Raw genomic sequence first — 23,691 nt, 5'->3', positions numbered from 1 at the left:
AAACGCCATTGGTAGCAGCACCAATGGCGTTTGTGTTTCCAATGAATACGTTTTCAGTCGATGGAGAATTACATCTTCTCGACGGTTTCGATGCCGAGCGTATCCAGACCTTGCTTCAACGTTTTCGCCGTCAGCAGCGCCAGTCTCAGACGGCTTTGACGTACGTCGTCACTTTCGGCATTGAGAATCGGACAGTGCTCGTAGAAACCAGAGAACAGGCCCGCCAGATCGTACAGGTAGCTACACATCACATGCGGCGTGCCTTCACGGGCGACGGAGGTGATGGTTTCTTCAAATTGCAGCAGACGCGTGGCAAGCGCAAATTCGCGCTCATCGCTCAGCGTAATCGGCTGCGTTAAGCTGTCTTCCTGTATGCCTGCGCGCTTGAAAATAGACGCGACGCGCGTATAGGCGTATTGCATGTAAGGCGCGGTATTACCTTCAAACGCCAGCATGTTGTCCCAATCGAAAACGTAGTCCGTGGTACGGCTCTTCGACAGGTCGGCATATTTGATCGCGCCGATAGAAACCACTTTCGCCAGCGCAGTTAACTCATCGCTTTCCATCTGCGGGTTTTTCTCTGCGATGAGCTTCAATGCACGATCGTAGGCTTCATCCAACAGTTCGGACAGCTTGATCGTTCCGCCTGCACGCGTTTTGAATGGTTTCCCGTCTTTGCCTAGCATCATGCCGAACATATGGTGTTCCAGGCTGACAGAATCAGGTACGTAACCGGCTTTACGCACGATGGTCCAGGCCTGCATCAAATGTTGATGCTGGCGGGAATCGATATAGTAAAGTACGCGATCGGCGTTCAGAGTTTCATAACGGTATTTGGCGCAGGCGATGTCTGTTGTGGTGTAGAGGTAGCCGCCATCCTTTTTCTGGATGATGACACCCATCGGTTCGCCTTCCTTGTTTTTATATTCATCAAGGAAAACGACCGTTGCGCCTTCGCTCTCAACCGCCAGACCTTTTGCTTTCAGGTCGGCAACGATGCCCGGCAGCATGCTGTTATACAGGCTTTCACCCATAACATCCTGTTTGGTCAGCGTGACATTGAGGCGTTCATAGTTGATCTGGTTCTGCGTCATGGTGATATCGACGAGCTTGCGCCACATCTGACGGCAATACTCATCACCACCCTGCAATTTCACCACGTAAGCGCGCGCGCGTTCGGCGAAATCGGCATCTTCATCGTAGTGTTTCTTCGCTTCGCGATAGAACGCTTCAAGATCGGAGAGATCCATCTCGCTGGCGCTTTCGTTTTGCATTTTTTCAAGGTAGGCGATCAGCATGCCGAACTGCGTACCCCAGTCACCAACGTGGTTCGCACGAATCACGTTGTGGCCTAAAAACTCCAGCGTACGGGCTGACGCATCACCAATAATGGTTGAGCGCAGGTGACCGACGTGCATTTCCTTCGCGACGTTAGGGGCAGAGTAGTCAATCACGATCGTTTGAGGCTCAACGGGGGTTAAACCCAGTTTTGGTGCATTCAGGGCGTTCTCAACCTGGCTCGCAACCCACTGCTTATCGAGAAAAATATTAATAAATCCCGGGCCTGCGATTTCTGTTTTTTCCGCAATGCCCTCCAGCGCCAAAAGTTGGACGACTTTTTCGGCCAATTGTCGCGGCGGCATGCCCAGTTTTTTTGCCACGGCCATAACGCCATTGGCCTGATAATCACCAAACTGTGCTTTTGCCGACTGACGAATCTGAGCTTCGCTGTCTGCTGGCGCGCCCGCGGCGGTTAACGCCTGGCTGACTTTTTCGGAGAGAAGAGCCTGAATATTCACCGGTTTACCTTAAATAAAAAATTAAGCCTTGCTTATACCATATTTGCCTTTCCTCGTCAGCAGACGGGGTGAGGCAAAGGGATGTTCAGGCGAAAAAATACCCGGCAAGCGGGAGGTAACAGAAGGGGGATGAGATGAAAAAATGGATAAGGAGAACACGACAAAAAAGAAAAAGTAGTTTTAGGTAGAATAAAAATAAATCAAATCGCGATCTTAACGTTTTTTTGACCGACTATTTACACCAATTTTATGTGAGTCTCTGGTTTTAAAATGACGAAAAATAGCGTATGCCGCAATAGCGATAAGCGCGATGGATATAATGAGTAAAACCATGGTGATATCTCTGTGTTATTATTTGTTTTCTTAATTTATACGTTTTCTTTTCGGCGTTCAATAGGGCGCTTATTATTTAAGATTCCTCCCAGAATAGATTGCGAGAAGTATCGCAGATTACACCAGGTAAAAAATATTTCCGTTTATTAATCAAACAGCATGGTTACCTTTTCTTTGCATTTAATGCGTTTCACGTAATGAAGGTGTAAATAAATGTACGTGGGTAAAAATAGAATTTAATTAGAATGTGTCACGGGTGTGATATTCTCATTGCGCAAATGGTGATTGATAATGTGAGATGCCGTGAGGAGTGTTGCCCGATATGTTACCCGATGATTTGATAACGGATTTAGCGCGTTTTGAGCAGGCGTTACAGGAATTGGCCGATGTGCTACAGCTGGATTTAGGTACATTTCATGCCGATCATATTTCATTGCGCTGCCATCAGAATACGACGGCTGAATCATGGAAAGCGGCACTGCTAAAGGTCGGCAACCTGCTGTCTGAAAACCAAATCAATGGCCGCACAATCTGTTTGTTCATTCTGGACAATGCCATCACGGTAGGCCCTTGGCAGATTACCTGTGTTGAACTACCGTGGCCGGGGAAAAAGCATTATCCGCATGAAGGTTGGGAGCATGTGGAACTGGTGCTGCCCGGGGAGGCGGAAACGCTGCACCAGCGTGCGCTAGCCTGCTTGTCTGATGATGCGCTGCGTACGCCGGGCATCAAGCTTAAATTCAGTTCTCCGCAAGGCGAAAAAGAGCGAATTCCTAATCCGACATTGGCGGTAACCAACGGGAAAGTGACAATAAAGTTTCATCCATTTGACATACGCGATGTTGTCGCAAGCGAAATGTCGACGCTATAAAAATAGCGTATAGCTCGGACGTAGCGTAATCATAAAGATAACATTGGCGGAAAGGTAAAATGGCCTGTCACGTTATTCATGCCATTTTCTTTTGCAGTAGAACAGATTAATAAAACTGTGGATTATGTCATGTTTATTTCGGCAATGTATCGCGTTCATTGTGACTCCTGTCTCCTCACGATATGAATGCGAATGCCATAGTTATTACTTTAATCGGCGTGATGATTCGTCGATTTTTCGATAATTAAGAAAAGTGGTCTGGGAGTTTACATGGAGGAGCAGCGATGACGAAACTGGAAGTATGCTGTTATAGCGTTGATTGCGCGATAACAGCAGCGCAGTCTGGGGCTGACAGGATTGAACTCTGTGCAGGACAGCGAGAAGGCGGGTTAACGCCATCCTATGGTGCGCTGCGTGGCGCGCGCGAAAAGGTCGCGATTCCTGTCCACCCGATTGTGCGCCCGCGAGGAGGCGATTTTTGCTACAGCGCGACGGAATTTGCTGCCATCAAATGCGACATTGAGCAGATTCGTGAGATGGGTTTTCCCGGTGTTGTTGTCGGCGTACTCAATGAAGAAGGGCACATTGATTTGCCCAAAATGCGTGAAATCATGGCAGCGGCTCAAGGGATGGCGGTGACCTTTCATCGTGCGTTCGATATGTGTCTGAACCCATACATTGCACTGGAGCAGCTCACTGAGCTTGGCGTATCGCGCATATTGACCTCTGGGCAGCAGCAGACGGCGGAAAATGGGCTGCGGTTATTACGTGAACTAACACAGGCCAGTCGCGGTCCAATTATTATGGCGGGTTCCGGCGTGCGGCTGACTAACGTGCACAAATTTCAGCAGGCCGGTATCCGGGAACTGCACAGTTCCGCAGGTCAGTGGACACCTTCTCCGATGCGCTATCGCAAAATCGGCGTGTCGATGTGTTCTGATACGGAATTAGATGAGTTTAGCCACTATTGCGTGGATGGTGATGTGGTGGAAGCCATGAAGCGAGCAGTCAGTCCGGACCGTGAAATGCAGTACGTGTCATGACGTCAGTCATTTAATGGCGTGGCGGTAGAGAGACAGCGTTGTTCTAAACACCACATCGGCATTCTTCAATTTTGCCGCGCCGCATACCATCAGGTGTGCATGGCAAGTACCAGGCCCCAGCGCGTTGCTGGGGCTTTTTTTGTCGAGCGCGGCAGTTTAGGGCTGGTAGACCCCAGGTTTACGGGCAACCAGTACGGCGCGTACCGGAGCGGGGTAGCCTTCCACCGTTTTCGTCGGATCTTCAGGATCGAGGAATTCAGCCAGTGATTCCGTGATCATCCAGTCTGTCCGTCGTTGTTCCTGCGTTGTCGTGGTACAGATATCGACGACGCGAACATCAACAAATCCGCATTTCTCAAGCCATGTGGTCAAGGCTGCGGCAGAAGGGATGAAATACACATTGCGCATTTGCGCGTAGCGTTCTCCCGGAACCAGCACCTGATTTTCATCGCCTTCAATAACCAGCGTTTCCAGCACCAGTTCGCCACCTGCCACCAGTTGATTCTTCAATTGCCACAGGTGATCGAGCGGGGAACGGCGGTGGTACAGCACGCCCATCGAAAACACCGTGTCAAACGCGGCAAGTTCGGGGAGTTGCTCAATGCCGAGCGGTAAAACGTGCGCCCGTTGATCGTCGCCGAGCAACTTACGCACGGCTTCAAACTGGCATAAGAACAGCTGCATGGGATCGATGCCGACTGCCATCGTGGCACCTTCGCCAACCATTCGCCACAGGTGATAGCCGCTGCCGCAGCCTACATCCAGAATCAGGCGATTCTTCAACGGGCTGATGTGCGGCAGAACGCGCTGCCATTTCCAGTCCGAACGCCATTCTGTGTTGATATCCACGCCGTAAAGCGAAAAAGGGCCTTTACGCCAGGGCATCAGGTTACGCAGCAGCTTTTCAATGCCTTCTCGCTGGCCGACTGAAATATCGGGTTCCATGCGTGCCGTAACGCTGTCGTTCAAATCCAGAGAGGTTGGCGTCAGCGATGGAAGATGTTCCAGCGAGTTAAACCAGAGTTTGAACTTGCCGTGCAAGGATTCCTGCTGCCAACTGCTGAGCTGTGAAGGCAGCGTGTTAAGCCAGTGGCTGAGCGGGCCTTTTGCGATTTGCTGATAAAAATTGCCGAAATCGATCACGCCTTTTCCTCTGCTTTCACGGCTAATAACGAACCAAAATTAAAACACTGAAACCAAATTTCGCTGTGCTCAAAACCGGCATCTGCCAGTCGGGCCTTATGGGTTTCTACCGAATCGGTCAGCATGACGTTTTCCAGCATGCTGCGTTTCTGACTGATTTCTAACTCGCTGTAGCCATTTGCCCGTTTGAAATCGAGATGCATGTTGAACAGCAATTCACCGACGTCTTTGTCCGCAAAATTGAATTTCTCTGAGAGCACGAGCACGCCGCCGGGATTCAAGCCCTGATAAATACGCTTGATGAGCACCTGACGCTGGGAAGGTTCCAGAAACTGAAGGGTAAAGTTCAGCACCACCATAGACGCATTTTCGATATCAATATTCAGAATATCGGCTTCTATAATCTCGACGGGTGTATCGGAACGGAAAGCGTCAATGTGGCTGCGGCAGCGTTTCACCATTGCCGGAGAATTGTCTACCGCGATAATTTTGCAACCCGGCACAGAGATATTACGTCGCATAGACAGCGTGGCTGCGCCCAACGAGCATCCTAGATCGTAAACGTGACTATCCGGGCGGACGAAGCGTTCTGCCAGCATGCCAATCATCGAAATGATGTTGGAATAGCCGGGCACGGAACGTTGGATCATATCGGGGAATACGTCGGCAACGCGTTCGTCGAATGTCCAGTCGCCTAAATTGGCAATTGGCACAGAGAAAAGCATATCGCGGTTTGGCATGGCAGAAAGTGCACTGAGAGTAATAAAGAGGCGCGTATTCTAGCAGAATACACGGTGGTCTTCACCTTTCACATGGTGTAGACGTAGGGTGTGGACGCGGTTTTTGATTCCCGGACGCATAATGTCTGTGCGCCCGAGAGAGGCGGGGATAGTTTTTGCCTCACGCCATCAGTACAACGTGAAAACCAAATCCCAGGGAAGATAATAGAGGTTTGCTGCAACCATCAGAATGAGCGAGGCATAGGTTGCCGCCATACCTGAACGCCGCCAGCGGAATTCGCGATGCCGAAGGCCGTAGTAGTGAACCAAACGTCCCGTAATCAATAAAATACCGCAGAAGTGGATCATGATAATAAGGGCGCCGTTCATTTCCATCAGCACCAACAGAATCGCTGCAATCGGAATGTATTCCACCGCATTGCCATGTACCCGGATCGCCGTTTGCAATTCATAAAATCCGCCGTCGCCATACGCCACGCGATACTGCATTCTGAGTTTCACAACATCAATAGACAGCTTTATCAACAAGATTGCGCCAAGCACGATATAGAGCGCACTTACCATTTTTTACTCCGTGACCTAACCGAAAACGGCTTGCAGAATAATAGCTTTACCTAACGCAACTGTCGCCTGGAAAGGCCGATTTTTTTAGCGGAAATGGATTACGTTGCGAAATTGCTTATAACCAAACGAACTAACTCATGGGGATATTGAGTGGTTTAAAAGAGCGTCGCCTGCTGTGGCCAATCCGGCTGGGGCGGCAAGGTCGGGTCGATCTCTGCGAGTAATGGCCAAAGCTGCTGCGCCAGCGGTGGGGCATCACCGATATCTGGTGTGTGAATAAAGAAGAAGGGATTTGCCTCATGCCATTGCGGCAACTTGTTACGCCATGACTCGAACCAGCGAAGATTTTCTTCCTGCTTTTCACTGCCGATAAAGCGAATCAGCGGTTGCGTGGCGGTCAGTACGGCATGTACTGGCACGCGAGGTTTCTTCCGCTGGGCTTCACGCATAGCCGCACTGTCTGGCGCAGCGTGGTGAACCGGGCGGCTGTCGAGAATCACGCGGTTGATACCGCGCTGCTGTAGTCCCTGATTCAGCGCGCGTTCTTCATCGCCTTTGGCAAAAAACAGCGGATGACGAACTTCGACACCGTAGCTAAACCCCTGTGGCAAGGCATCAAGAAAACGCCATAAAACGGGCAACTGTGTGGGGCCGAAGGTGGCGGGAAGCTGTAGCCAGAGCTGTCCGATACGGTGGGCAATCAGCTCAAGGCACTGATAAAAAAGTCCGACATCGCTATCACAATTCTGCAAGGCAGTTTTATGGCTGATCGTTGAGGGAAACTTAAAGCAAAAGCGGAAGTCATCATGCGTCATATCACGCCAGCGCTCGACAACCTCGCGTGAAGGCAACGCATAAAAAGTCGTGTTACCTTCAACACAGGTAAAATAGCGGCTGTAGTCGGAAAGATCGTTTAATCCCAACCGACTCCAGGCGGGATGCTGCCATTGCGGTAATCCGATATACATCATCGCACCATAACGTCATTGAATTTCAAGCAGAATGGCGACGATTATCGCGTAATTGTCAGGGCAGCGCGAGTGAACCGGGAGAAATCGTTTATAAAATCTCGTCCGCCCACTGTGTTGCTTCCATGATCATCGTAAAGAAATTTTCCTCATCGATACCCAACTGGGTTAACAGTTGCTCAAGCTCTTCCCATTCTTGCTGTTCGTATTTAGTGATTAACGTCAGATAAACCGCGAGTTCGCCAGTATGATCCAATAAGCTCTGGTTAATTTTTTCCGATAGGGCGATTTGTGAGAGCAGCAACGGCATGGGTGAATCTAATACGGCATCGATCAGGGACAATAACCCGCACAGAAACGCCTCGGTGGTATCCTCCTTTACATTAAAAGAGGCATACAGTAATTCGAAAAACCTGGCGCGAATTAAGCTGGTACGATAAAGCTCACAGGGTTTATTTTCATTACTGTTGGTAATGCTAATTACCGAGACAAAACGTTTAAGTTCGCGTTGTCCAAGCAGCATCGCCATGGAACGGAAAGACATCGACGTTGCCGTGATGCCAAAGCGGGTGTTGTATTTGATATTGGTGATGTGGCGCATCAATTTATAATAAAGCGACAGATCGGCACAGACCAATTCTTCGATCGTGGCATAGTTGAGCTCAGGTTTATTGACCTCTCTCAGCAGTCTGACGGTATTGCTGGAGTTACTGACCAGTTTTTTCGATTTGATCATTTCAGGACGACTGAAAAAATAGCCCTGAAACAGTGAGATGCCCAGCTTCTTGCTTTGCAGGTACTGCTCATGCGTCTCTACCTTCTCGGCCAGATAGATTAACTTGCGCTGCGTGGCTCTTTTGATGAAATTTTCGATGTTGCTAAAGGTCGACAGGGTTAAATCGAATTTGATGATATCAACGTAAGGCAAAAACCGATCCCATTCTGAATTCATCGAAAAATCATCGAGAGCAATTTTGAAGCCCTTTCTTTTTAGCTTTTTTACGGCAGCAAAGAGATCATTGTTGGGGATCGAATTTTCAAGGATCTCAATAACAACCTTTTCCTGTGGTAATACTTCCGCCTGGCCATTGATCAGCATCTGATGGGGAAAATTAATGTAGTAAGGCTGTTCAACCACGGACCTTGTCAACGGATTGGTTAAGAACTGATCGGATATAAGCTGTGCGGTTGCAAATTCAGGACTCACGTCAGGAAATCTATTGGTGATGTCCATGCGAAAAAGTAGCTCGTAAGCAACGGTTTGGAGGTGTTGATTTAAAATGGGTTGACGGGCAACAAATGAATACATAGTTGTTCTCCATGTAAACCATACGCATTTGCCAGAAATGGGAAAGCGCTTTTTATTAAAATTTTTATAAAAATCAGCAGTTACTTGGTAATTTTAGCAGGTTTTACTAAAAGAGAAGGTCGGTTTCCGCAAATCCTCACGCGATGTGGGTCGGCGAGTTCTGCGTCTTTGGGCCGATGATTGGGGCTTCCTTAGATGTTCAGTTTTGCAACAACTCTATGCGGATTAGTGAACATTCCGTTAACCGGAAAGGAAATTTCGTAAAAAGAGTAGGCGGCAGCGTCGCAGAGCGTTACCTTCATGCTTATCGTTCGGGCGAATATCCTTTATAATAGCCGCCTTTTTTCATCGGACAGTAACCCAGAAAAACCATGCCGTGCAGCGAAAATGCCACTGTTTTTGCACTGTGAGATCTACCGTGAAAAGTAATCTACCGTGAGAACGTGTGAGCTGGCGGATGAGTAAAAGGACATCGTGATGCGTACTAATTATTGCGGGCAGTTGAATTCGTCCCATGTGGGCCAGGAAGTGACATTGTGCGGTTGGGTTAACCGCCGCCGCGATCTGGGTGGTTTGATTTTTATTGATATGCGTGACCGCGAAGGGCTGGTTCAGGTGTTTTTTGACCCGGATCGTCAGGACGCATTTAAACTGGCATCCGAGTTGCGTAACGAGTTCTGCATCCAACTTACCGGTGTCGTACGTGCCCGTCCAGAAAGCCAAATCAACAAAGATATGGCGACGGGGGAAGTCGAGATTTTTGCCACCGCACTGACGATCGTTAACCGTTCTGAAGCGCTGCCGTTGGACTCCAACCAGACCAATACCGAAGAAGCGCGTCTCAAATTCCGCTATCTGGATTTGCGCCGTCCTGAAATGGCGCAGCGCCTGAAAACGCGTGCCCGTATCACCAGTTTTGTGCGTCGTTTTATGGACGACCACGGGTTCCTGGATATCGAAACCCCGATGTTGACGAAAGCAACGCCGGAAGGTGCTCGTGACTATCTGGTGCCAAGCCGCGTACATAAAGGCAAGTTTTATGCGCTGCCGCAGTCTCCACAGCTGTTCAAACAGCTGCTGATGATGTCCGGCTTTGACCGCTACTATCAGATCGTCAAATGCTTCCGTGACGAAGACCTGCGTGCCGACAGACAGCCAGAATTTACCCAAATCGATGTGGAAACCTCTTTCATGACCGCGCCACAGGTGCGTGAAGTGATGGAGAAGCTGGTGCGTGAACTGTGGCAGGACGTGAAAGGCGTCGATCTGGGCGATTTCCCGATCATGACGTTCGCAGAAGCCATGCGCCGTTTCGGTTCCGACAAGCCAGATTTGCGTAACCCGCTGGAACTGGTCGACGTTGCCGATCTGGTTAAAGATATTGAATTCAAAGTCTTCTCCGGCCCGGCAAACGATGCTAAAGGCCGCGTTGCCGCTATCCGCGTACCGGGTGGTGCACAGCTGAGCCGTAAGCAGATTGATGAATACGGCAAGTTTATTGAAATCTACGGCGCGAAAGGTCTGGCTTACATCAAGGTCAACGAGCGTGCCAAGGGCCTGGAAGGCGTTCAAAGCCCGGTAGCAAAATTCCTGAGTGAAGACGTTCTGTCTGCCGTGTTGGATCGTACCGCGGCACAAGATGGCGACATCCTGTTCTTTGGTGCGGACAGCGCGAAAGTGGTGACCGATGCGCTGGGCGCACTGCGTCTCAAGCTGGGTCGCGATCTGAGCCTGACGAAAGACAATAGCTGGGAACCGCTGTGGGTTGTCGATTTCCCAATGTTTGAAGAAGATGGCGAAGGCGGTCTTGCTGCGATGCACCATCCGTTTACCGCACCGCGTGACATGCTACCTTCTGAACTGGCTGCCAACCCGGTTTCGGCAATCGCCAACGCGTATGACATGGTCATTAACGGCTATGAAGTGGGCGGCGGTTCCGTGCGTATTCACAGTGGTGAGATGCAGCAAACCGTGTTCAGCATTTTGGGCATTACCGAACAAGAGCAGCGTGAGAAGTTTGGCTTCCTGCTGGACGCATTGAAGTACGGTACACCGCCGCACGCGGGTCTGGCGTTTGGCCTTGACCGTCTGGTGATGTTGCTGACGGGTACCGATAACATTCGTGATGTTATCGCCTTCCCGAAAACGACGGCAGCAGCGTGTCTGATGACGGAAGCGCCGAGCTTCGCCAACCCGGCTTCGCTGGAAGAGCTTGCCATTGCGGTTGTTGTGAAAGGGAAAGCGGCTCAGGATGGAAAATCCGAGAACGAATAAGATGGTATACAAGCGACCCGTTTCGGTTCTGGTGGTGATCTATGCTCGTGACACCGGGCGGGTGCTGATGTTGCAGCGGCGTGACGATCCTGAATTCTGGCAGTCGGTAACAGGCAGCATAGAAGAAGGGGAAAGCGCGTCGTATGCCGCACAGCGTGAAGTCAAAGAAGAAGTTAACATCGATATATCCGCGGAAGCGTTATCACTCTTTGACTGTCAGCGCTGTATTGAGTTTGAGCTATTTGCTCATTTGAGACGTCGCTATGCGCCGGGGGTTACGCACAATACCGAACATTGGTTTTGTCTGGCGTTACCTGCTGAGCGCGAGGTGCAATTATCCGAGCATCTTGCTTACCAGTGGCTGGATGTGCCCCATGCGGCACAGTTGACCAAGTCCTGGAGCAACCGGCAGGCGATTGAGGAATTTGTTATTTATCCGGCCTGAACAGGCTTTTTTCGGAGATTTTTATGGCAGGTCATAGTAAGTGGGCTAACACAAAGCATCGTAAAGCAGCACAGGACGCCAAACGCGGTAAAATCTTTACCAAGATTATCCGCGAACTGGTTACCGCAGCCCGTCTGGGCGGTGGCGATCCGGGTTCTAACCCACGTCTGCGCGCCGCGATCGATAAAGCTCTGTCCAACAACATGACGCGCGATACGCTGAACCGCGCGATTGCCCGTGGCGTCGGCGGTGACGATGATGCCAACATGGAAACCATCATTTATGAAGGCTACGGCCCGGGCGGCACGGCCGTCATGGTGGAATGCCTGAGTGACAACCGTAACCGTACCGTTTCCGAAGTGCGTCACGCGTTTACGAAAACCGGCGGCAATCTGGGTACCGATGGCTCCGTTTCGTACCTCTTCACCAAAAAGGGCGTTATTTCTTACGCGCCGGGTCTGGATGAAGATGCGGTGATGGACGCGGCGCTGGAAGCCGGTGCCGATGATGTCGTGACGTATGACGACGGTGCGATTGACGTCTTCACGCCGTGGGAAACGTTCGGTGATGTGAAGGACGCGTTAGACGCAGCTGGCCTGAAAGCGGAGTCGGCTGAAGTGTCGATGATTCCGTCTACCAAGGCGGATATGGATGCAGAAACGGCACCGAAGCTGATGCGTCTGATCGACATGCTGGAAGACTGCGACGATGTGCAGGAGGTTTACCACAACGGTGAGATCTCCGATGAGGTGGCTGAACTGCTGTAATGGCAGGTCGGTAATGCAAAGTAAAAATATACTCTAAATAATTCGAGTTTCAGGCAGGCGGCAAGAGAGGGAGTCCCGATGAGCTTACTCAAGTAAGTGATTCGGGCGACTAAACGCAGCCAACGTACATGCAACTTGAAGTATGACGAGTACAGCTATCTACACGGGCGAATCGGCGGAGCGGCACGATGACAGTCGTAGCACCATGGCAATCATAGCACTATGACAATAATAGTCGGCATTGACCCCGGTTCGCGCGTGACGGGTTATGGCATTATCCGCCAGCAGGGTCGTCATCTGACGTATCTCGGTAGCGGCTGTATTCGTACCGTGGTGGATGACATGCCCACGCGATTGAAGCTGATTTACGCAGGTGTCAGTGAAATCATTACGCAATTTCGTCCAGACTGTATGGCGATTGAGCAGGTTTTCATGGCGAAAAACCCGGATTCAGCCTTGAAGCTGGGGCAGGCGCGCGGTGTGGCTATCGTCGCGGGCGTGAATCAGGATCTGCCCGTGTTTGAATACGCGGCGCGGTTGGTGAAACAAACCGTGGTCGGAACGGGTGCGGCGGATAAAAAGCAGGTGCAGCATATGGTTCGCTCGCTGCTGAAACTGTCTGCCAGTCCGCAGGCGGATGCCGCCGACGCGCTGGCGATTGCCATTACTCACTGCCACTTTAGCCAGAGCCTGCTGCGAACCGCGGCGGTGAAAGTGAACCCGCTGGCAGGAAGACTGCGCTGAAACAGGAGGCTGGATATTCATCCAGCCTTTTTTATGTTATATACTCGTCATACTTCAAGCCATTCTTTCCCTACGTAAAAGGAAGCGCAACGTGATAGGTCGTCTCAGAGGCATTATTCTGGAAAAACAGCCGCCGCAGGTGCTGATAGAAGCTAACGGCGTGGGTTACGAAGTCCATATGCCGATGACGTGCTTTTACGAACTCCCTGAACTCAATCAGGAAGCGATCATCTTTACCCATTTTGTTGTCCGCGAAGATGCACAGCTGCTGTTCGGTTTTAATGATAAGCAGGAGAGGGCGCTGTTCCGTGAACTGATCAAAGTGAATGGCGTCGGGCCGAAGCTGGCTCTGGCGATCCTCTCCGGGATGTCCGCGACGCAGTTTGTCAGCGCGGTTGAGCGCGAAGAAATCGGCGCGTTGATTAAACTGCCGGGTGTCGGTAAGAAAACGGCGGAAAGGCTGGTCGTTGAAATGAAAGATCGCTTCAAAGGCTTGAGCGGCGATCTGTTCAATCCTGTCAGCGATATTCCGCTGGCCTCACCCGTTGCCGCAGACAGCCGTGTGAGCGATCCAGAAACAGAAGCTGCAGCGGCACTGGTTGCGCTGGGCTATAAACCACAGGAAGCCAGCCGCATGATTTCCAAGATTGCGCGTCCCGATGCTGACTGTGAAACCCTGATCAGGGACGCACTGCGCGCGGCGCTGTGAGGTATTCATGATAGAAGCCGATCGTTTAATTTCCGCTGACGCCGTTCCCGAAGAAGAATTTATCGACCGTGCGATCCGCCCTAAATTGCTCAACGAGTATGTGGGGCAGCCGCAGGTACGTGAGCAGATGGAAATTTTCATTCAGGCGGCCCGCAAACGTGGGGATGCGCTGGATCATCTGCTCATTTTTGGTCCTCCCGGTCTGGGTAAAACGACGCTGGCGAATATTGTCGCTAATGAAATGGGCGTGAATATGCGCACGACGTCGGGCCCTGTGCTGGAAAAAGCCGGCGATCTCGCCGCACTGCTGACCAATCTCGAACCGCATGATGTGCTGTTCATCGATGAAATCCATCGCCTGTCGCCCGTTGTGGAAGAAGTGCTGTATCCGGCGATGGAAGACTATCAGTTGGATATCATGATCGGCGAAGGGCCGGCCGCCCGTTCGATCAAACTCGATTTGCCGCCTTTCACGCTGGTTGGCGCAACGACGCGTGCTGGCTCGTTAACCTCGCCGTTGCGCGATCGTTTCGGCATTGTGCAGCGCCTGGAGTTTTATAAAGTTGAGGACTTGCAGTATATCGTCAGCCGCAGCGCACAGTGTTTAGGGCTGGATCTGACATCCGAGGGCGCGCTTGAAGTGGCGCGGCGCGCGCGGGGGACGCCGCGTATTGCCAACCGACTATTAAGACGGGTGCGCGATTTCTCCGAAGTTAAATCGGAAGGGGCGATTACCGGTGACGTAGCGACGCAGGCGCTGGATATGCTGGCGGTGGATACCGAAGGTTTTGACTACATGGACCGTAAGCTGCTGTTGGCGATCATCGATAAATTCATGGGCGGCCCCGTTGGGCTGGACAATTTAGCGGCAGCGATTGGTGAAGAGCGCGAAACCATTGAAGACGTGCTGGAACCGTTTCTGATTCAGCAAGGGTTCATTCAGCGTACGCCGCGCGGTCGAATGGCGACACAGCATGCCTATCGTCATTTTGGCTTAACGCGTGAAGATTTAAGTTAACGTGTGAAAGAACGTATCACTTAAGAAATACTTTCCATACTCAGGGAGACCACGTGGTCTCCCTGAATTTATGTGATTAGAACCAGGCTTCCCACATTGCCCCAACGTTGAACGAATCCAACTGCGTGTTGACGCCGGTCGTTGTCCGCGCGGTGTGTTTGTTATCCACTTCCCCGCCGGTGACGTAGAAGCGCAGCATCGGTCTGAATTCCGGCCCCATGGCGATCGAGACATTCTGGGAAAGCGTCAGTTTCCATCCTTTGTTATCACCTCCCTGACCGTAATCTACATGCTGATAGCCCGCTTCAAGCCAGGTGGAATGCACATCATTCCAGAAATACATCGGGCGAACGATGGCATTGTAGTTACGACGATCGTCCTGACTGGCTGAGTCATTCGAGTAGTCGTGGTAGGCCAGCAGGTATTCGACCTGCGTTTGCGGCGTGAATTTGTATTTGCCTTCAAAGCTGGCATAGAAGGTTTTCAGGTTGTCCGTTTTGTTGTAAACGCTGTTATCCGCATTGTTCGAATAGCGGGTGATAAACTGATTGAGGCTATTTTTCCCCGTGTGGCTCAGGACCGCGCCGCCTTGCCAGGCTTTCAGACGCGCATCGTTATCTACCGCTTTCGAGTCAAAACCGTAGTTTGCGTACAGCGCGAGATCCAACGGCCCCAGCTTGATGCCATGCACTTTGGACGTCAGCGCGTAATTGCCTTTATCACCCGTACCAGAACTGCCAGTACAGCTGATGCGTGAAGGGTTCGCATTATTCGTGATTATTTCAGGGTTACAGGATTCCACGGCCGCGACGGCCGCGACATCAAATTGAATACCGCCGAGATCAAAGTTCTTTATCCCCGCGCCCTGACCGTCATGGTTCATCCAGAAGTAGTCGTTAATACCTTGCTGTGGGCGCTGGTGGAAATCGCGTCCGGCCCAGAGATAGGCGTTAGGCTGAGAAGCAAAAAGGTTGGTGACGCCCGCATAGGCTTTTTTCAGGTTAACTTCGTCGCCCCAATGGTCGATCATCACGACGACATCCCAGATTGCGCCGTTGTCACTCTTGAAGGCTTTGGAAAGCTGGAATTCACCGCCATTGCCTTCGTTGCCCAGACGACCCAGCGCAGAGGCGCCGTTATAGGAACCGTCAACCGCAACATATTTCTGGTCACCGCTCTGGAATTGCGCCCCATAACGCGCATAGCCTGTGAAGTTGATGCCATAAGGTATCGCCATGTCGGGTGTCTTGGGAGCGTCCGGCGTGGTCAGCGGGTCGACCTGTTTACTGGCAATCGCGTCTAATTTGGCCTGACGCTCAGCCAGCGCTTTTTCTACGGCCTGAGCAACGATACGATCTAATTGCTCTTGAGTAATAACGTCTTGTGCGAATGCGGAACCGGAGCAAAGGGCAGCCAGCACCGCCAGCGTAACGGGCAGTTTTTTGGAATTTGTCATAGTCATCTCAATTCGGTAAGTTATTTTCAGACAATAACCATCCCGCTCTGATTGACGTGAATAATGGCACGGCGCTCAGAACAAGGTGATTGTTATTTTTTTAAAGGTACAGTTTAATTAAATAACTGACGTAATCGACCCTCCCTATAAGGGTATTAAAATGAACTATTGTCTCTGGTAAAGATGAATAATTTCTTCTGATAATTCGCGAGCGAGTAATGATGTCATTAAATGGTCTTGAGCATGCACCATAATTAACGTCATCGGCTGTCTGGCTTCTCCTGCATCCTGCTCAATCAGCTGGGTCTGCATATGGTGGGCCTTGCGCGCATAACCATCGGCTTCCTTCAACAGATTTTTGGCTTCATCAATGTTGCCTTTACGCGCGGCGTGTAGCGCCTCAAAACACAGGCTGCGCGATTGTCCAGCATTGACGATAATTTCCATTACTGCATCTTCTAATGTAATCATCATATGACCTATTTTTATGTGAACGAATATTCGCAGCATGTATTTTCTATGCCGCGTTCTTGAATGTCGTTTAGGTCGGTGAATGTGAATAATAAAAACACCCGACACTGAACGCTTTATTTTCTTTCTTCTATTTAATAGCTATTACTGTTTTTATTAATCCCATTAATTACTGCTCACTGTTTTTGTCAGTGACAGGTCGCCCTGTATTTTTTGCTCCTCGCTTTTCATTAATGTGCGTTCATAAGCTCGCAGGAACGGCAAATACATCAGCGCGGAAAATACCATGCACAGCAGGCACATGATTAGCGGGCTGAAACTCCAGTTTGCAGCCCAGGATGCGCCAATGGGAGCCGGTGTGGTCCACGGCGTCAACGACACTACCTGCGCCAACCATCCCATCTTGGTTGCGGTGTAAGCCAGCACGGCGTTAACCATCGGTACGAAGACAAAGGGGAGGAACAGCATTGGATTCATGATGATGGGCGCGCCGAACATGATCGGCTCGTTGATGTTAAAGAAGCTGGGTACGACGCCCATTCTACCGATGGTGCGCAAGTGAGTGACCTTGCTGCGTAACAGCAGAAATGCCAGTGGTAGCGTCGAACCGACGCCGCCAATCAACAAGTAGTGATCCCAAAAACCCTGTAAATAGATATGTGGTAAGACTTCACCGGCTGCCAGCGCGGCCTGATTCACGGCCAGATTGGTCATCCAGAATGGATTCATGATGCCCGTGACAATCAGCGAACCGTGGATCCCCGAAAACCAGAAAAGCTGGCACAGCAGCACGGACAGGAGAATGGCTGGCAGCGAGTCTGAGGCGGACACCAGCGGTGCCAGCAGGTGCATAATCGCTTCGGGAATGATCATGCCTGTTTGCGCTTCAATAAAGAGATTGAGCGGATGCAGCGTTGCGACAATCACCAACACGGGAATGAGGATTTCAAACGAGCGGGCGACCCCCGTCGGGACTTCTTTCGGTAAGCGAATAGTAATGTTGTGCTTTTTCAGCGCCGCATAAACTTGTGTGGCATAGATAGACGTCAGTAAGGCGGTGAAGATCCCTTGTCCTGACAGATACTCGGTGGAAAGTTTGTCATCGGCGTAAGGCGCGGCGACAAGCAGGAAAGCCATAAACGCCAGCAGGCCGGACATCACGGAATCGAGATTAAGCTGTCGTCCCAGGCTGGCACCCACACCCACGGAGATGAAAAAGGTCATGAGCCCCATACTCAGCTCGAAAGGCAGCATCAACTGTGCGCGATAGGTGATAGAAAAATCGAGCCAGGTACGAGCGAATCCGACAGTGGTATCGGCGGAAAAGGGAGGGAAAATAAACACCAGCATAAATGAGCCGATGATCATAAAAGGTAGCGCGGCGGTAAAGCCATCGCGGATAGCGATCACATACTTTTGTTGCCCTAAACGCCCAGCCAGCGGGGTAATCGATTGTTCGATAGCGGCAATGATTGATTGATATACGGAACTCATGTGAACACCTTTTTTCGTGTGTCGCTGTAGCAGCGACAGCTCGTCACCAAGTATGTTATCGCCACGTTGTACGCCGTAACCCATTGTATCTAAAACTCTTACGGAAATGTCACGTGTGGCAGTCTTTTATAAACGTGAGCCTATACCTGTTATCTTTCTTCCGCTGCGGACCGCATTTTCCGCCACGCACAATGTAAAAAGTTATTGCTAATATGATTGGATATCATATGGAAACCGTTTTCCATGCAAAGAAAAGAGAAGTGTGATGACCGTCAAGGTGTGATGGTTTCTGGCGGTATTAATTAGATTTACATCACATCTTATTGGCAGAAATTCGCATTGGATGTTAAACGGATAATCGGTTTCCATGCTGGATAGAAACGGTTATACTGCGAAGCAACGCAATGCGCGGTTGGTATTCAGGGTTTTGAGTCAGATTTAGCGTTTTCCAGGGGCAAATAATGATGTCTACAATCAACGATGTATCGCGTTTAGCTGGGGTGTCTAAAGCCACAGTCTCCCGTGTGTTGAGTGGTTCACGCGGCGTAAAGGAAGCAAGCCGCCTTGCGGTGTTAAAAGCGGTTGATGAGCTTAAATATCGGCCGAATGTCATCGCCCAATCGCTGTTAAGTCAATCAACCGGATGTATTGGCGTCATTTGCGCTCAGGACAACATCAACCAGACGACCGGCTACCTTTATGCGCTGGAAAAACACTTTAGCCGACATCAAAAGCATCTCTTGTTGCGCTTTGCCAGCAGCAGGGCTGAAGTGATGAACGTACTTGATGAGCTGACCAGCGGCCTGTGTGATGACATTTTAATCATCGGCGCGCGTTTTCCGCTGAATCTGGCCGATAAGAACATTATTCTGATCGATTGCATGGAAACGGATACCACGAATAGCCTGCAATTCGATCACGCTTTCGCCACAGAAACCGCGTGTAATTACCTGATTCGACAAGGAAGACGGCAAATTGCGCTGATCAATCCCGCCGCCAGCAGTTCAGCGGATCAGGTGCTTTTGGGGTATAAACGGGCGCTGGAAAATAACTTCTTACCGTTCAACCGCAACCTGATCTTTATGGATGCATCTTCATCGTCGTCGGTGGCGCTGCAAGTGTTGCTCAATAACAGCACGACGCTGAATTTTAATGCGCTTCTGGTGGCGGATGAGCTGGAAGCCAAACGGGTTATCACACAGCTTCAAGCGTTTAACAAATCCGTGCCCAAAGACATCATGGTATTCAGCCTAGCGGGATCTCTCGATATCCCTGGCATTCCGGCGATACCAGCCATTGAATATTCGATGGATGCGATAGCGGCCAGAATCGTGTCCTGGCTCAATGAGAAAACACAGGATGTGCTGGGATCGTATGTCTTGCGGGGTGATTTAATCATTCCAGATATGGTTAACCGGAAATAAACGCTGTTCGTGCGGTCTTCAAAAGCCCTTCTGAATCACGTCTTCGGAAGGGCTTTTTGTCATTGATTCTCTAGGCGGGTTGTCGCTTAATCAGGCTGACAATAAACAGCAGCGATGCGCACAGCACCACAGACGGCCCAGCGGGCGTATTGTAGCCAGCTGAAAATGCCAAACCGCCCGTTACGGCAATCATTCCCACAATAATCGCGATGCTTGCCATTTGTTCCGGCGTCCGTGCGAAGCGTCTGGCGCTTGCCGCAGGAATAATCAGCAGTGACGTAATGATCAGCGCACCAACAAATTTCATGGCGATACCAATCGTTAACGCGGTGGTCAGCATCAAGAGCAGCTTGGTGCGCTGTAGCTTCACGCCATCCACGTGCGCCAACTCTGGACTGATCGTCATAGAAAGTAGTGCACGCCATTGCCAGCACATAATGGCCACCACAACGATGACACCCGCGGCGATCACCCACAGATCCTCTGTTGTGACGGAGAGCAAATCGCCAAACAGATAAGCCATCAAGTCCACGCGCACGTTATTCATCAGGCTGACGACCACCAATCCAAGTGACAGCGCGCTGTGTGCCATGATGCCGAGTAACGTATCGATAGCCAGGTAGGGGCGTCGCTCCAGCCAGACAAGCCCCAACGCCAGAATGAGCGTCACGGCAATAACGGCAGCAAACAGGTTGATGTTCAGCAGCAGGCCGAAGGCGACGCCGAGTAAAGACGCGTGCGCCAGCGTGTCGCCGAAGTAAGACATCCGTCGCCAGACGACGAATGAGCCGAGCGGGCCTGCCGCAATCGCCAGCAAAACCCCCGCCAGCCAACCGGGAAACAGCAGTTCTATCATGCGTCGTTTCCACCTTGTCTCTTCAAAATGATACGTCCTTGCAGATCGTGACGATGATTATGATGGTGGCGGTAAACCGCCAATTGCTCCGCGCCGCGGTGGCCGAACATCGCTAAAAATTCGGGGTGAAGGGAAACGACTTCAGGCGTGCCGGAGCAGCAAACATGTTGATTAAGGCACAGGACTTCATCGGTTTTCGCCATCACCAAATGTAGATCGTGTGACACCATCAGCACGCCGCAGTGAAATTCCTGCCGCAATTGGTTAATGAGATCGTACAGCGCCAGTTGCCCATTGACGTCGACCCCCTGCGTCGGCTCATCCAGTACCAGTAGTTGGGGCTGATTGAGCAGCGCGCGCGCCAATAGCACACGTTGGGTTTCGCCACCGGAAAGTTTCTGCATCGGCTGTTCCAGCAGATGTGCAGCCTGAACCCGCTTAAGCGCCGGTAAAATATCCTGCTTTTTCACGCCGGGCCGCAGTTGCATAAAACGGCTGACGGTCAAGGGCAGGGTAGTATCCAGATGCAGCTTCTGCGGAACGTAGCCGATACGCAGCGCGGGATCCCGTACCAGCGAGCCGGAGGTGGGGGACAGTAGACCTAATACCACGCGCACCAGCGTCGATTTCCCTGCACCATTCGGCCCGAGCAGCGTCAGAATTCGACCTGCCTGCAAGGTAAGAGAGATATCTGACAGAACCTTTCGGCTGCCAAATGTAACTGAAATATTATTAAGTGATACCAATGTGGACATAGAATTTGGTTTGCATAACTCATGTAACGTTATAATATAACAAGCAACACCATAAAATCGATGGGATCGACTTTCATGCAGCAATCTATTCAGCAAAAAAAATGGTTAAAAAGCGTGTTTGTTGCCAGCGCGCTACTCGCAAGCGGGATGTCAATCAGCGCGGCATCCGCTGCGGTCATTACGTCAATTCGTCCTTTGGGATTCATTGCGTCGGCTATTGCCGATGGCGTGACGCCAACGGAGGTTTTGTTACCTGATGGTGCGTCACCCCACGATTATGCCTTGCGCCCGTCTGATGTCCAGCGTTTACAGTCCGCAGAACTGGTGATTTGGGTTGGGCCGGAAATGGAAGCCTTTCTCGGAAAGCCGTTAGCGAAATTTTCACCTGAAAAGCAGATTACGCTTTCCGCGCTGCCAGCGATTAAATCTGGGCTGGAAAAAGAAGCTGGACACGATCATGAGGATGACCATGAACAGGCGCATGATGACCATGGAAAAGGGCACGATCATAGCCATGCTGCCCATGATGACGGCGACGATGGCCACCATCATGGTGAGTACAATATGCACATTTGGCTGTCGCCGGAGATGACAAAACAGGCGGCAATTGCCATTCATGCAAAATTATTGGAACTTATGCCTCAGAATAAGGACAAACTAGACGCGAATCTGCTTTATTTCACGGATAAAATCGGGCAAGCAGATGAAAAAATTGTTAAGATGCTAGCGCCTGTGCAGGGTAAAGGGTATTTCGTGTTCCATGATGCCTATGGCTATTTTGAGAAACACTACGGGTTAAGCCCCTTGGGTCACTTCACGGTTAACCCCGAAATCCAACCCGGAGCACAGCGTTTACATCAAATACGAACACAGTTGGTTGAGCATAAAGCCGTATGCGTTTTTGCTGAACCACAATTCAGGCCAGCCGTTATTAATGCTGTTGCCAAGGGAACTGACGTGCGCTCGGGTGTGCTCGATCCATTGGGAAACAATATTGCACTGGGTAGAGATAGCTATGTCGATTTCTTGTTGCAGCTATCGAACCAGTATGTGAGCTGTCTGGAGGAAAAATCATGAGGATACGAATAAGTGCAGCAGATAGTCCGAACTATCGCTCTGGCGTATAACAGCTTACCTCGGCCCCATCGCGTCATGCTGGGGTCGCTTACCGTTGTGACATTGGCCGTTGCCGTTTGGCGGCCTTTTGTTTATCCCCACGTCGATGATGCCCCCGTCATCGTGAAAGATATCGATCTGGAAACCAGCCAACTGCGTACGTTGACGCCTGAAGCCAGTGAACCGATAGACCAACCCTCGCCGGATGACGAGATTCCACAAGATGAGCTGGATGATAAGGTTGCCGATGAAGGCGGCGTACATGAGTACGTGGTCTCTACGGGCGATACCTTAAGCAGCATTTTGACGCAGTACGGCATTGATATCGCGGATGTCACCCAGCTTGCCGAGCAGAATAAAGATTTGCGGAACCTGAAGATCGGTCAGCAAATTTCATGGGCTTTGGCAGAGAACGGCGACCTGCAAAGTTTGACCTGGCAGATGTCCCGCCGTGAAACACGCATTTATGAGCGCGTGGGTAACGATTTTAAAGAGCGTATTGAGACGCTGAAAGGCGAGTGGCGCAATAGCGTTCTGAATGGCCGAGTCAGTGGTAGCTTCGTTAGCAGTGCAAAAAACGCCGGTTTGACCAGCACCGAAGTGCGTGAAGTTATCAAAGCACTGCAATGGCAGCTGGATTTCCGTAAATTACGCAAAGACGATACCTTCTCTGTGCTGATGTCCCGCGAAATGCTCGATGGTAAAAGTGAGCAGAGCGAACTGGTCGGCGTCCGTCTGAATACCGGTGGCAAAGACTATTACGCGATTCGTGCAGAAGACGGTAAATTCTACGATCGTGAAGGTTCCGGTTTGACGCGTGGCTTTATGCGTTTCCCAACCATGAAACAATTCCGTATTTCCTCCAACTTTAATCCACGTCGTCTGAACCCGGTAACAGGGCGCGTCGCACCGCATAAAGGTGTCGATTTTGCCATGCCGGTCGGTTCGCCGGTTCTGGCCGTGGGGGATGGAGAAGTCGTGATTGCGAAACGCAGCGGTGCAGCAGGAAACTATGTTGCCATCCGTCATGGTCGTCAGTACACCACGCGCTACATGCATATGCATCGCATCCTGGTTAAACCGGGGCAGAAAGTGAAACGTGGCGATCGCATCGGGTTATCCGGTAACACCGGTCGTTCTACCGGCCCGCACCTGCACTACGAATTCTGGATCAACCAGCAGGCAGTAAACCCGTTAACGGCTAAACTGCCACGTTCTGAAGGGCTGGCGGGTAAAGAGCGTCGTGATTATCTGGCGCAGGTGAAAGAGGTTGTACCGCAGCTTAAGTTTGATTAATTCTACTGACTGCATGTTATGCCGGTGGCTTGCTGCCGGCATTTTCATTTATAGAACATTTGATAGAACACTGGTTCCTGATTTTTTATTATCGAG

General features: G+C 50.9%; 22 protein-coding genes. 11 read left to right on the top strand and 11 right to left on the bottom strand.

From position 1 onward, the window contains the following. Positions 1-68: 68 nt before the first annotated feature. Positions 69-1,799, bottom strand: a complete 1,731-nt coding sequence (gene argS, locus Q3A88_RS00640; RefSeq protein ID WP_039286819.1) for an arginine--tRNA ligase — start codon at positions 1,797-1,799, stop codon at positions 69-71. 655 nt (positions 1,800-2,454) lie between these two features. Between argS and Q3A88_RS00635 the strand changes: the two genes are divergently transcribed. Next, a complete protein-coding gene (locus tag Q3A88_RS00635) occupies positions 2,455-3,003 on the top strand; it encodes a VOC family protein (RefSeq protein ID WP_317177215.1) in 549 nt (182 codons plus the stop codon). A 284-nt stretch (positions 3,004-3,287) separates the two neighbouring features. Beyond that, positions 3,288-4,046 (top strand): copper homeostasis protein CutC, encoded by a 759-nt coding sequence (gene cutC, locus Q3A88_RS00630; RefSeq protein WP_317177214.1) that lies wholly within the window; start codon positions 3,288-3,290, stop codon positions 4,044-4,046. 156 nt (positions 4,047-4,202) lie between these two features. Here cutC and cmoB read toward each other — a convergent pair whose 3' ends face one another. The 5 genes from cmoB to Q3A88_RS00605 all read right to left on the bottom strand — a co-directional run bounded on the left by cmoB (position 4,203) and on the right by Q3A88_RS00605 (position 8,770). Continuing rightward, on the bottom strand, positions 4,203-5,189 hold the full coding sequence (gene cmoB, locus Q3A88_RS00625; protein ID WP_010275923.1) for a tRNA 5-methoxyuridine(34)/uridine 5-oxyacetic acid(34) synthase CmoB: 987 nt from the start codon (positions 5,187-5,189) through the stop codon (positions 4,203-4,205). Further along, positions 5,186-5,929 (bottom strand): carboxy-S-adenosyl-L-methionine synthase CmoA, encoded by a 744-nt coding sequence (cmoA, locus tag Q3A88_RS00620; RefSeq protein ID WP_039273264.1) that lies wholly within the window; start codon positions 5,927-5,929, stop codon positions 5,186-5,188. The genes cmoB and cmoA overlap by 4 nt, the downstream gene beginning before the upstream one ends. A 168-nt stretch (positions 5,930-6,097) precedes the next feature. Beyond that, positions 6,098-6,493: an MAPEG family protein gene (locus Q3A88_RS00615; RefSeq protein WP_227528090.1), complete on the bottom strand. Its 396-nt coding sequence runs from the start codon at positions 6,491-6,493 to the stop codon at positions 6,098-6,100. 155 nt (positions 6,494-6,648) lie between these two features. Further along, positions 6,649-7,461 carry a DUF72 domain-containing protein gene (locus Q3A88_RS00610; protein ID WP_317177279.1) on the bottom strand — a complete coding sequence of 271 codons (813 nt, stop codon included), beginning with the start codon at positions 7,459-7,461 and terminating at the stop codon, positions 6,649-6,651. A 91-nt stretch (positions 7,462-7,552) separates the two neighbouring features. Next, on the bottom strand, positions 7,553-8,770 hold the full coding sequence (locus Q3A88_RS00605) for an EAL and HDOD domain-containing protein (protein ID WP_233991055.1): 1,218 nt from the start codon (positions 8,768-8,770) through the stop codon (positions 7,553-7,555). Between the two features lie 477 nt (positions 8,771-9,247). Between Q3A88_RS00605 and aspS the strand changes: the two genes are divergently transcribed. From aspS to ruvB, 6 genes are all read left to right on the top strand, one after another. Further along, positions 9,248-11,044 (top strand): aspartate--tRNA ligase, encoded by a 1,797-nt coding sequence (gene aspS / locus Q3A88_RS00600; protein ID WP_010275907.1) that lies wholly within the window; start codon positions 9,248-9,250, stop codon positions 11,042-11,044. 1 nt (position 11,045) lies between these two features. Then, positions 11,046-11,489: a dihydroneopterin triphosphate diphosphatase gene (gene nudB / locus Q3A88_RS00595; RefSeq protein WP_039273284.1), complete on the top strand. Its 444-nt coding sequence runs from the start codon at positions 11,046-11,048 to the stop codon at positions 11,487-11,489. 23 nt (positions 11,490-11,512) lie between these two features. After that, positions 11,513-12,256 (top strand): YebC/PmpR family DNA-binding transcriptional regulator, encoded by a 744-nt coding sequence (locus Q3A88_RS00590; protein WP_010275900.1) that lies wholly within the window; start codon positions 11,513-11,515, stop codon positions 12,254-12,256. Between the two features lie 222 nt (positions 12,257-12,478). After that, a complete protein-coding gene (ruvC, locus tag Q3A88_RS00585) occupies positions 12,479-13,000 on the top strand; it encodes a crossover junction endodeoxyribonuclease RuvC (protein WP_014915152.1) in 522 nt (173 codons plus the stop codon). Positions 13,001-13,091: 91 nt separating this feature from the next. Further along, the gene (gene ruvA / locus Q3A88_RS00580) at positions 13,092-13,709 is read left to right on the top strand and encodes a Holliday junction branch migration protein RuvA (protein WP_110162993.1); all 618 of its coding nucleotides are present in this window, start codon (positions 13,092-13,094) and stop codon (positions 13,707-13,709) included. Between the two features lie 7 nt (positions 13,710-13,716). Beyond that, a complete protein-coding gene (gene ruvB, locus Q3A88_RS00575) occupies positions 13,717-14,727 on the top strand; it encodes a Holliday junction branch migration DNA helicase RuvB (protein ID WP_039315500.1) in 1,011 nt (336 codons plus the stop codon). Between the two features lie 76 nt (positions 14,728-14,803). On the opposite strand, the gene Q3A88_RS00570 is transcribed toward ruvB, so the two are convergent. The 3 genes from Q3A88_RS00570 to Q3A88_RS00560 all read right to left on the bottom strand — a co-directional run bounded on the left by Q3A88_RS00570 (position 14,804) and on the right by Q3A88_RS00560 (position 18,148). Further along, positions 14,804-16,183, bottom strand: coding sequence for a carbohydrate porin (locus tag Q3A88_RS00570; protein ID WP_039273298.1), 1,380 nt, complete (start codon positions 16,181-16,183; stop codon positions 14,804-14,806). A gap of 165 nt (positions 16,184-16,348) precedes the next feature. After that, positions 16,349-16,654 carry a PTS lactose/cellobiose transporter subunit IIA gene (locus tag Q3A88_RS00565; RefSeq protein ID WP_005967750.1) on the bottom strand — a complete coding sequence of 102 codons (306 nt, stop codon included), beginning with the start codon at positions 16,652-16,654 and terminating at the stop codon, positions 16,349-16,351. 165 nt (positions 16,655-16,819) lie between these two features. Continuing rightward, a complete protein-coding gene (locus Q3A88_RS00560; RefSeq protein WP_110163064.1) occupies positions 16,820-18,148 on the bottom strand; it encodes a PTS sugar transporter subunit IIC in 1,329 nt (442 codons plus the stop codon). Between the two features lie 464 nt (positions 18,149-18,612). Here Q3A88_RS00560 and Q3A88_RS00555 point away from each other — a divergent pair, with 464 nt between their 5' ends. Further along, positions 18,613-19,572 (top strand): LacI family DNA-binding transcriptional regulator, encoded by a 960-nt coding sequence (locus Q3A88_RS00555; protein WP_317177278.1) that lies wholly within the window; start codon positions 18,613-18,615, stop codon positions 19,570-19,572. Positions 19,573-19,642: 70 nt separating this feature from the next. On the opposite strand, the gene znuB is transcribed toward Q3A88_RS00555, so the two are convergent. Together znuB and znuC are read right to left on the bottom strand one after the other, a co-directional pair. Continuing rightward, a complete protein-coding gene (znuB, locus tag Q3A88_RS00550) occupies positions 19,643-20,428 on the bottom strand; it encodes a zinc ABC transporter permease subunit ZnuB (RefSeq protein WP_233958094.1) in 786 nt (261 codons plus the stop codon). After that, positions 20,425-21,183, bottom strand: coding sequence for a zinc ABC transporter ATP-binding protein ZnuC (znuC, locus tag Q3A88_RS00545; protein WP_039273309.1), 759 nt, complete (start codon positions 21,181-21,183; stop codon positions 20,425-20,427). Before znuC ends, znuB begins: the two co-directional genes overlap by 4 nt. A gap of 75 nt (positions 21,184-21,258) precedes the next feature. On the opposite strand from znuC, the gene znuA reads away from it, so the two are divergent. Next, the gene (gene znuA, locus Q3A88_RS00540) at positions 21,259-22,260 is read left to right on the top strand and encodes a zinc ABC transporter substrate-binding protein ZnuA (RefSeq protein ID WP_317177213.1); all 1,002 of its coding nucleotides are present in this window, start codon (positions 21,259-21,261) and stop codon (positions 22,258-22,260) included. A 12-nt stretch (positions 22,261-22,272) separates the two neighbouring features. Next, positions 22,273-23,595: a murein DD-endopeptidase MepM gene (gene mepM / locus Q3A88_RS00535; RefSeq protein WP_014915162.1), complete on the top strand. Its 1,323-nt coding sequence runs from the start codon at positions 22,273-22,275 to the stop codon at positions 23,593-23,595. Positions 23,596-23,691 lie beyond the last annotated feature (96 nt).

It is taken from the genome of Pectobacterium sp. HCp5_1 (assembly GCF_032905925.1).
Taxonomy (GTDB): Bacteria; Pseudomonadota; Gammaproteobacteria; order Enterobacterales; family Enterobacteriaceae; genus Pectobacterium; species Pectobacterium brasiliense_A.
The sequence above is the reverse complement of the archived record's forward strand: the minus strand, read 5'-3'. Positions and strand labels throughout refer to the sequence as shown.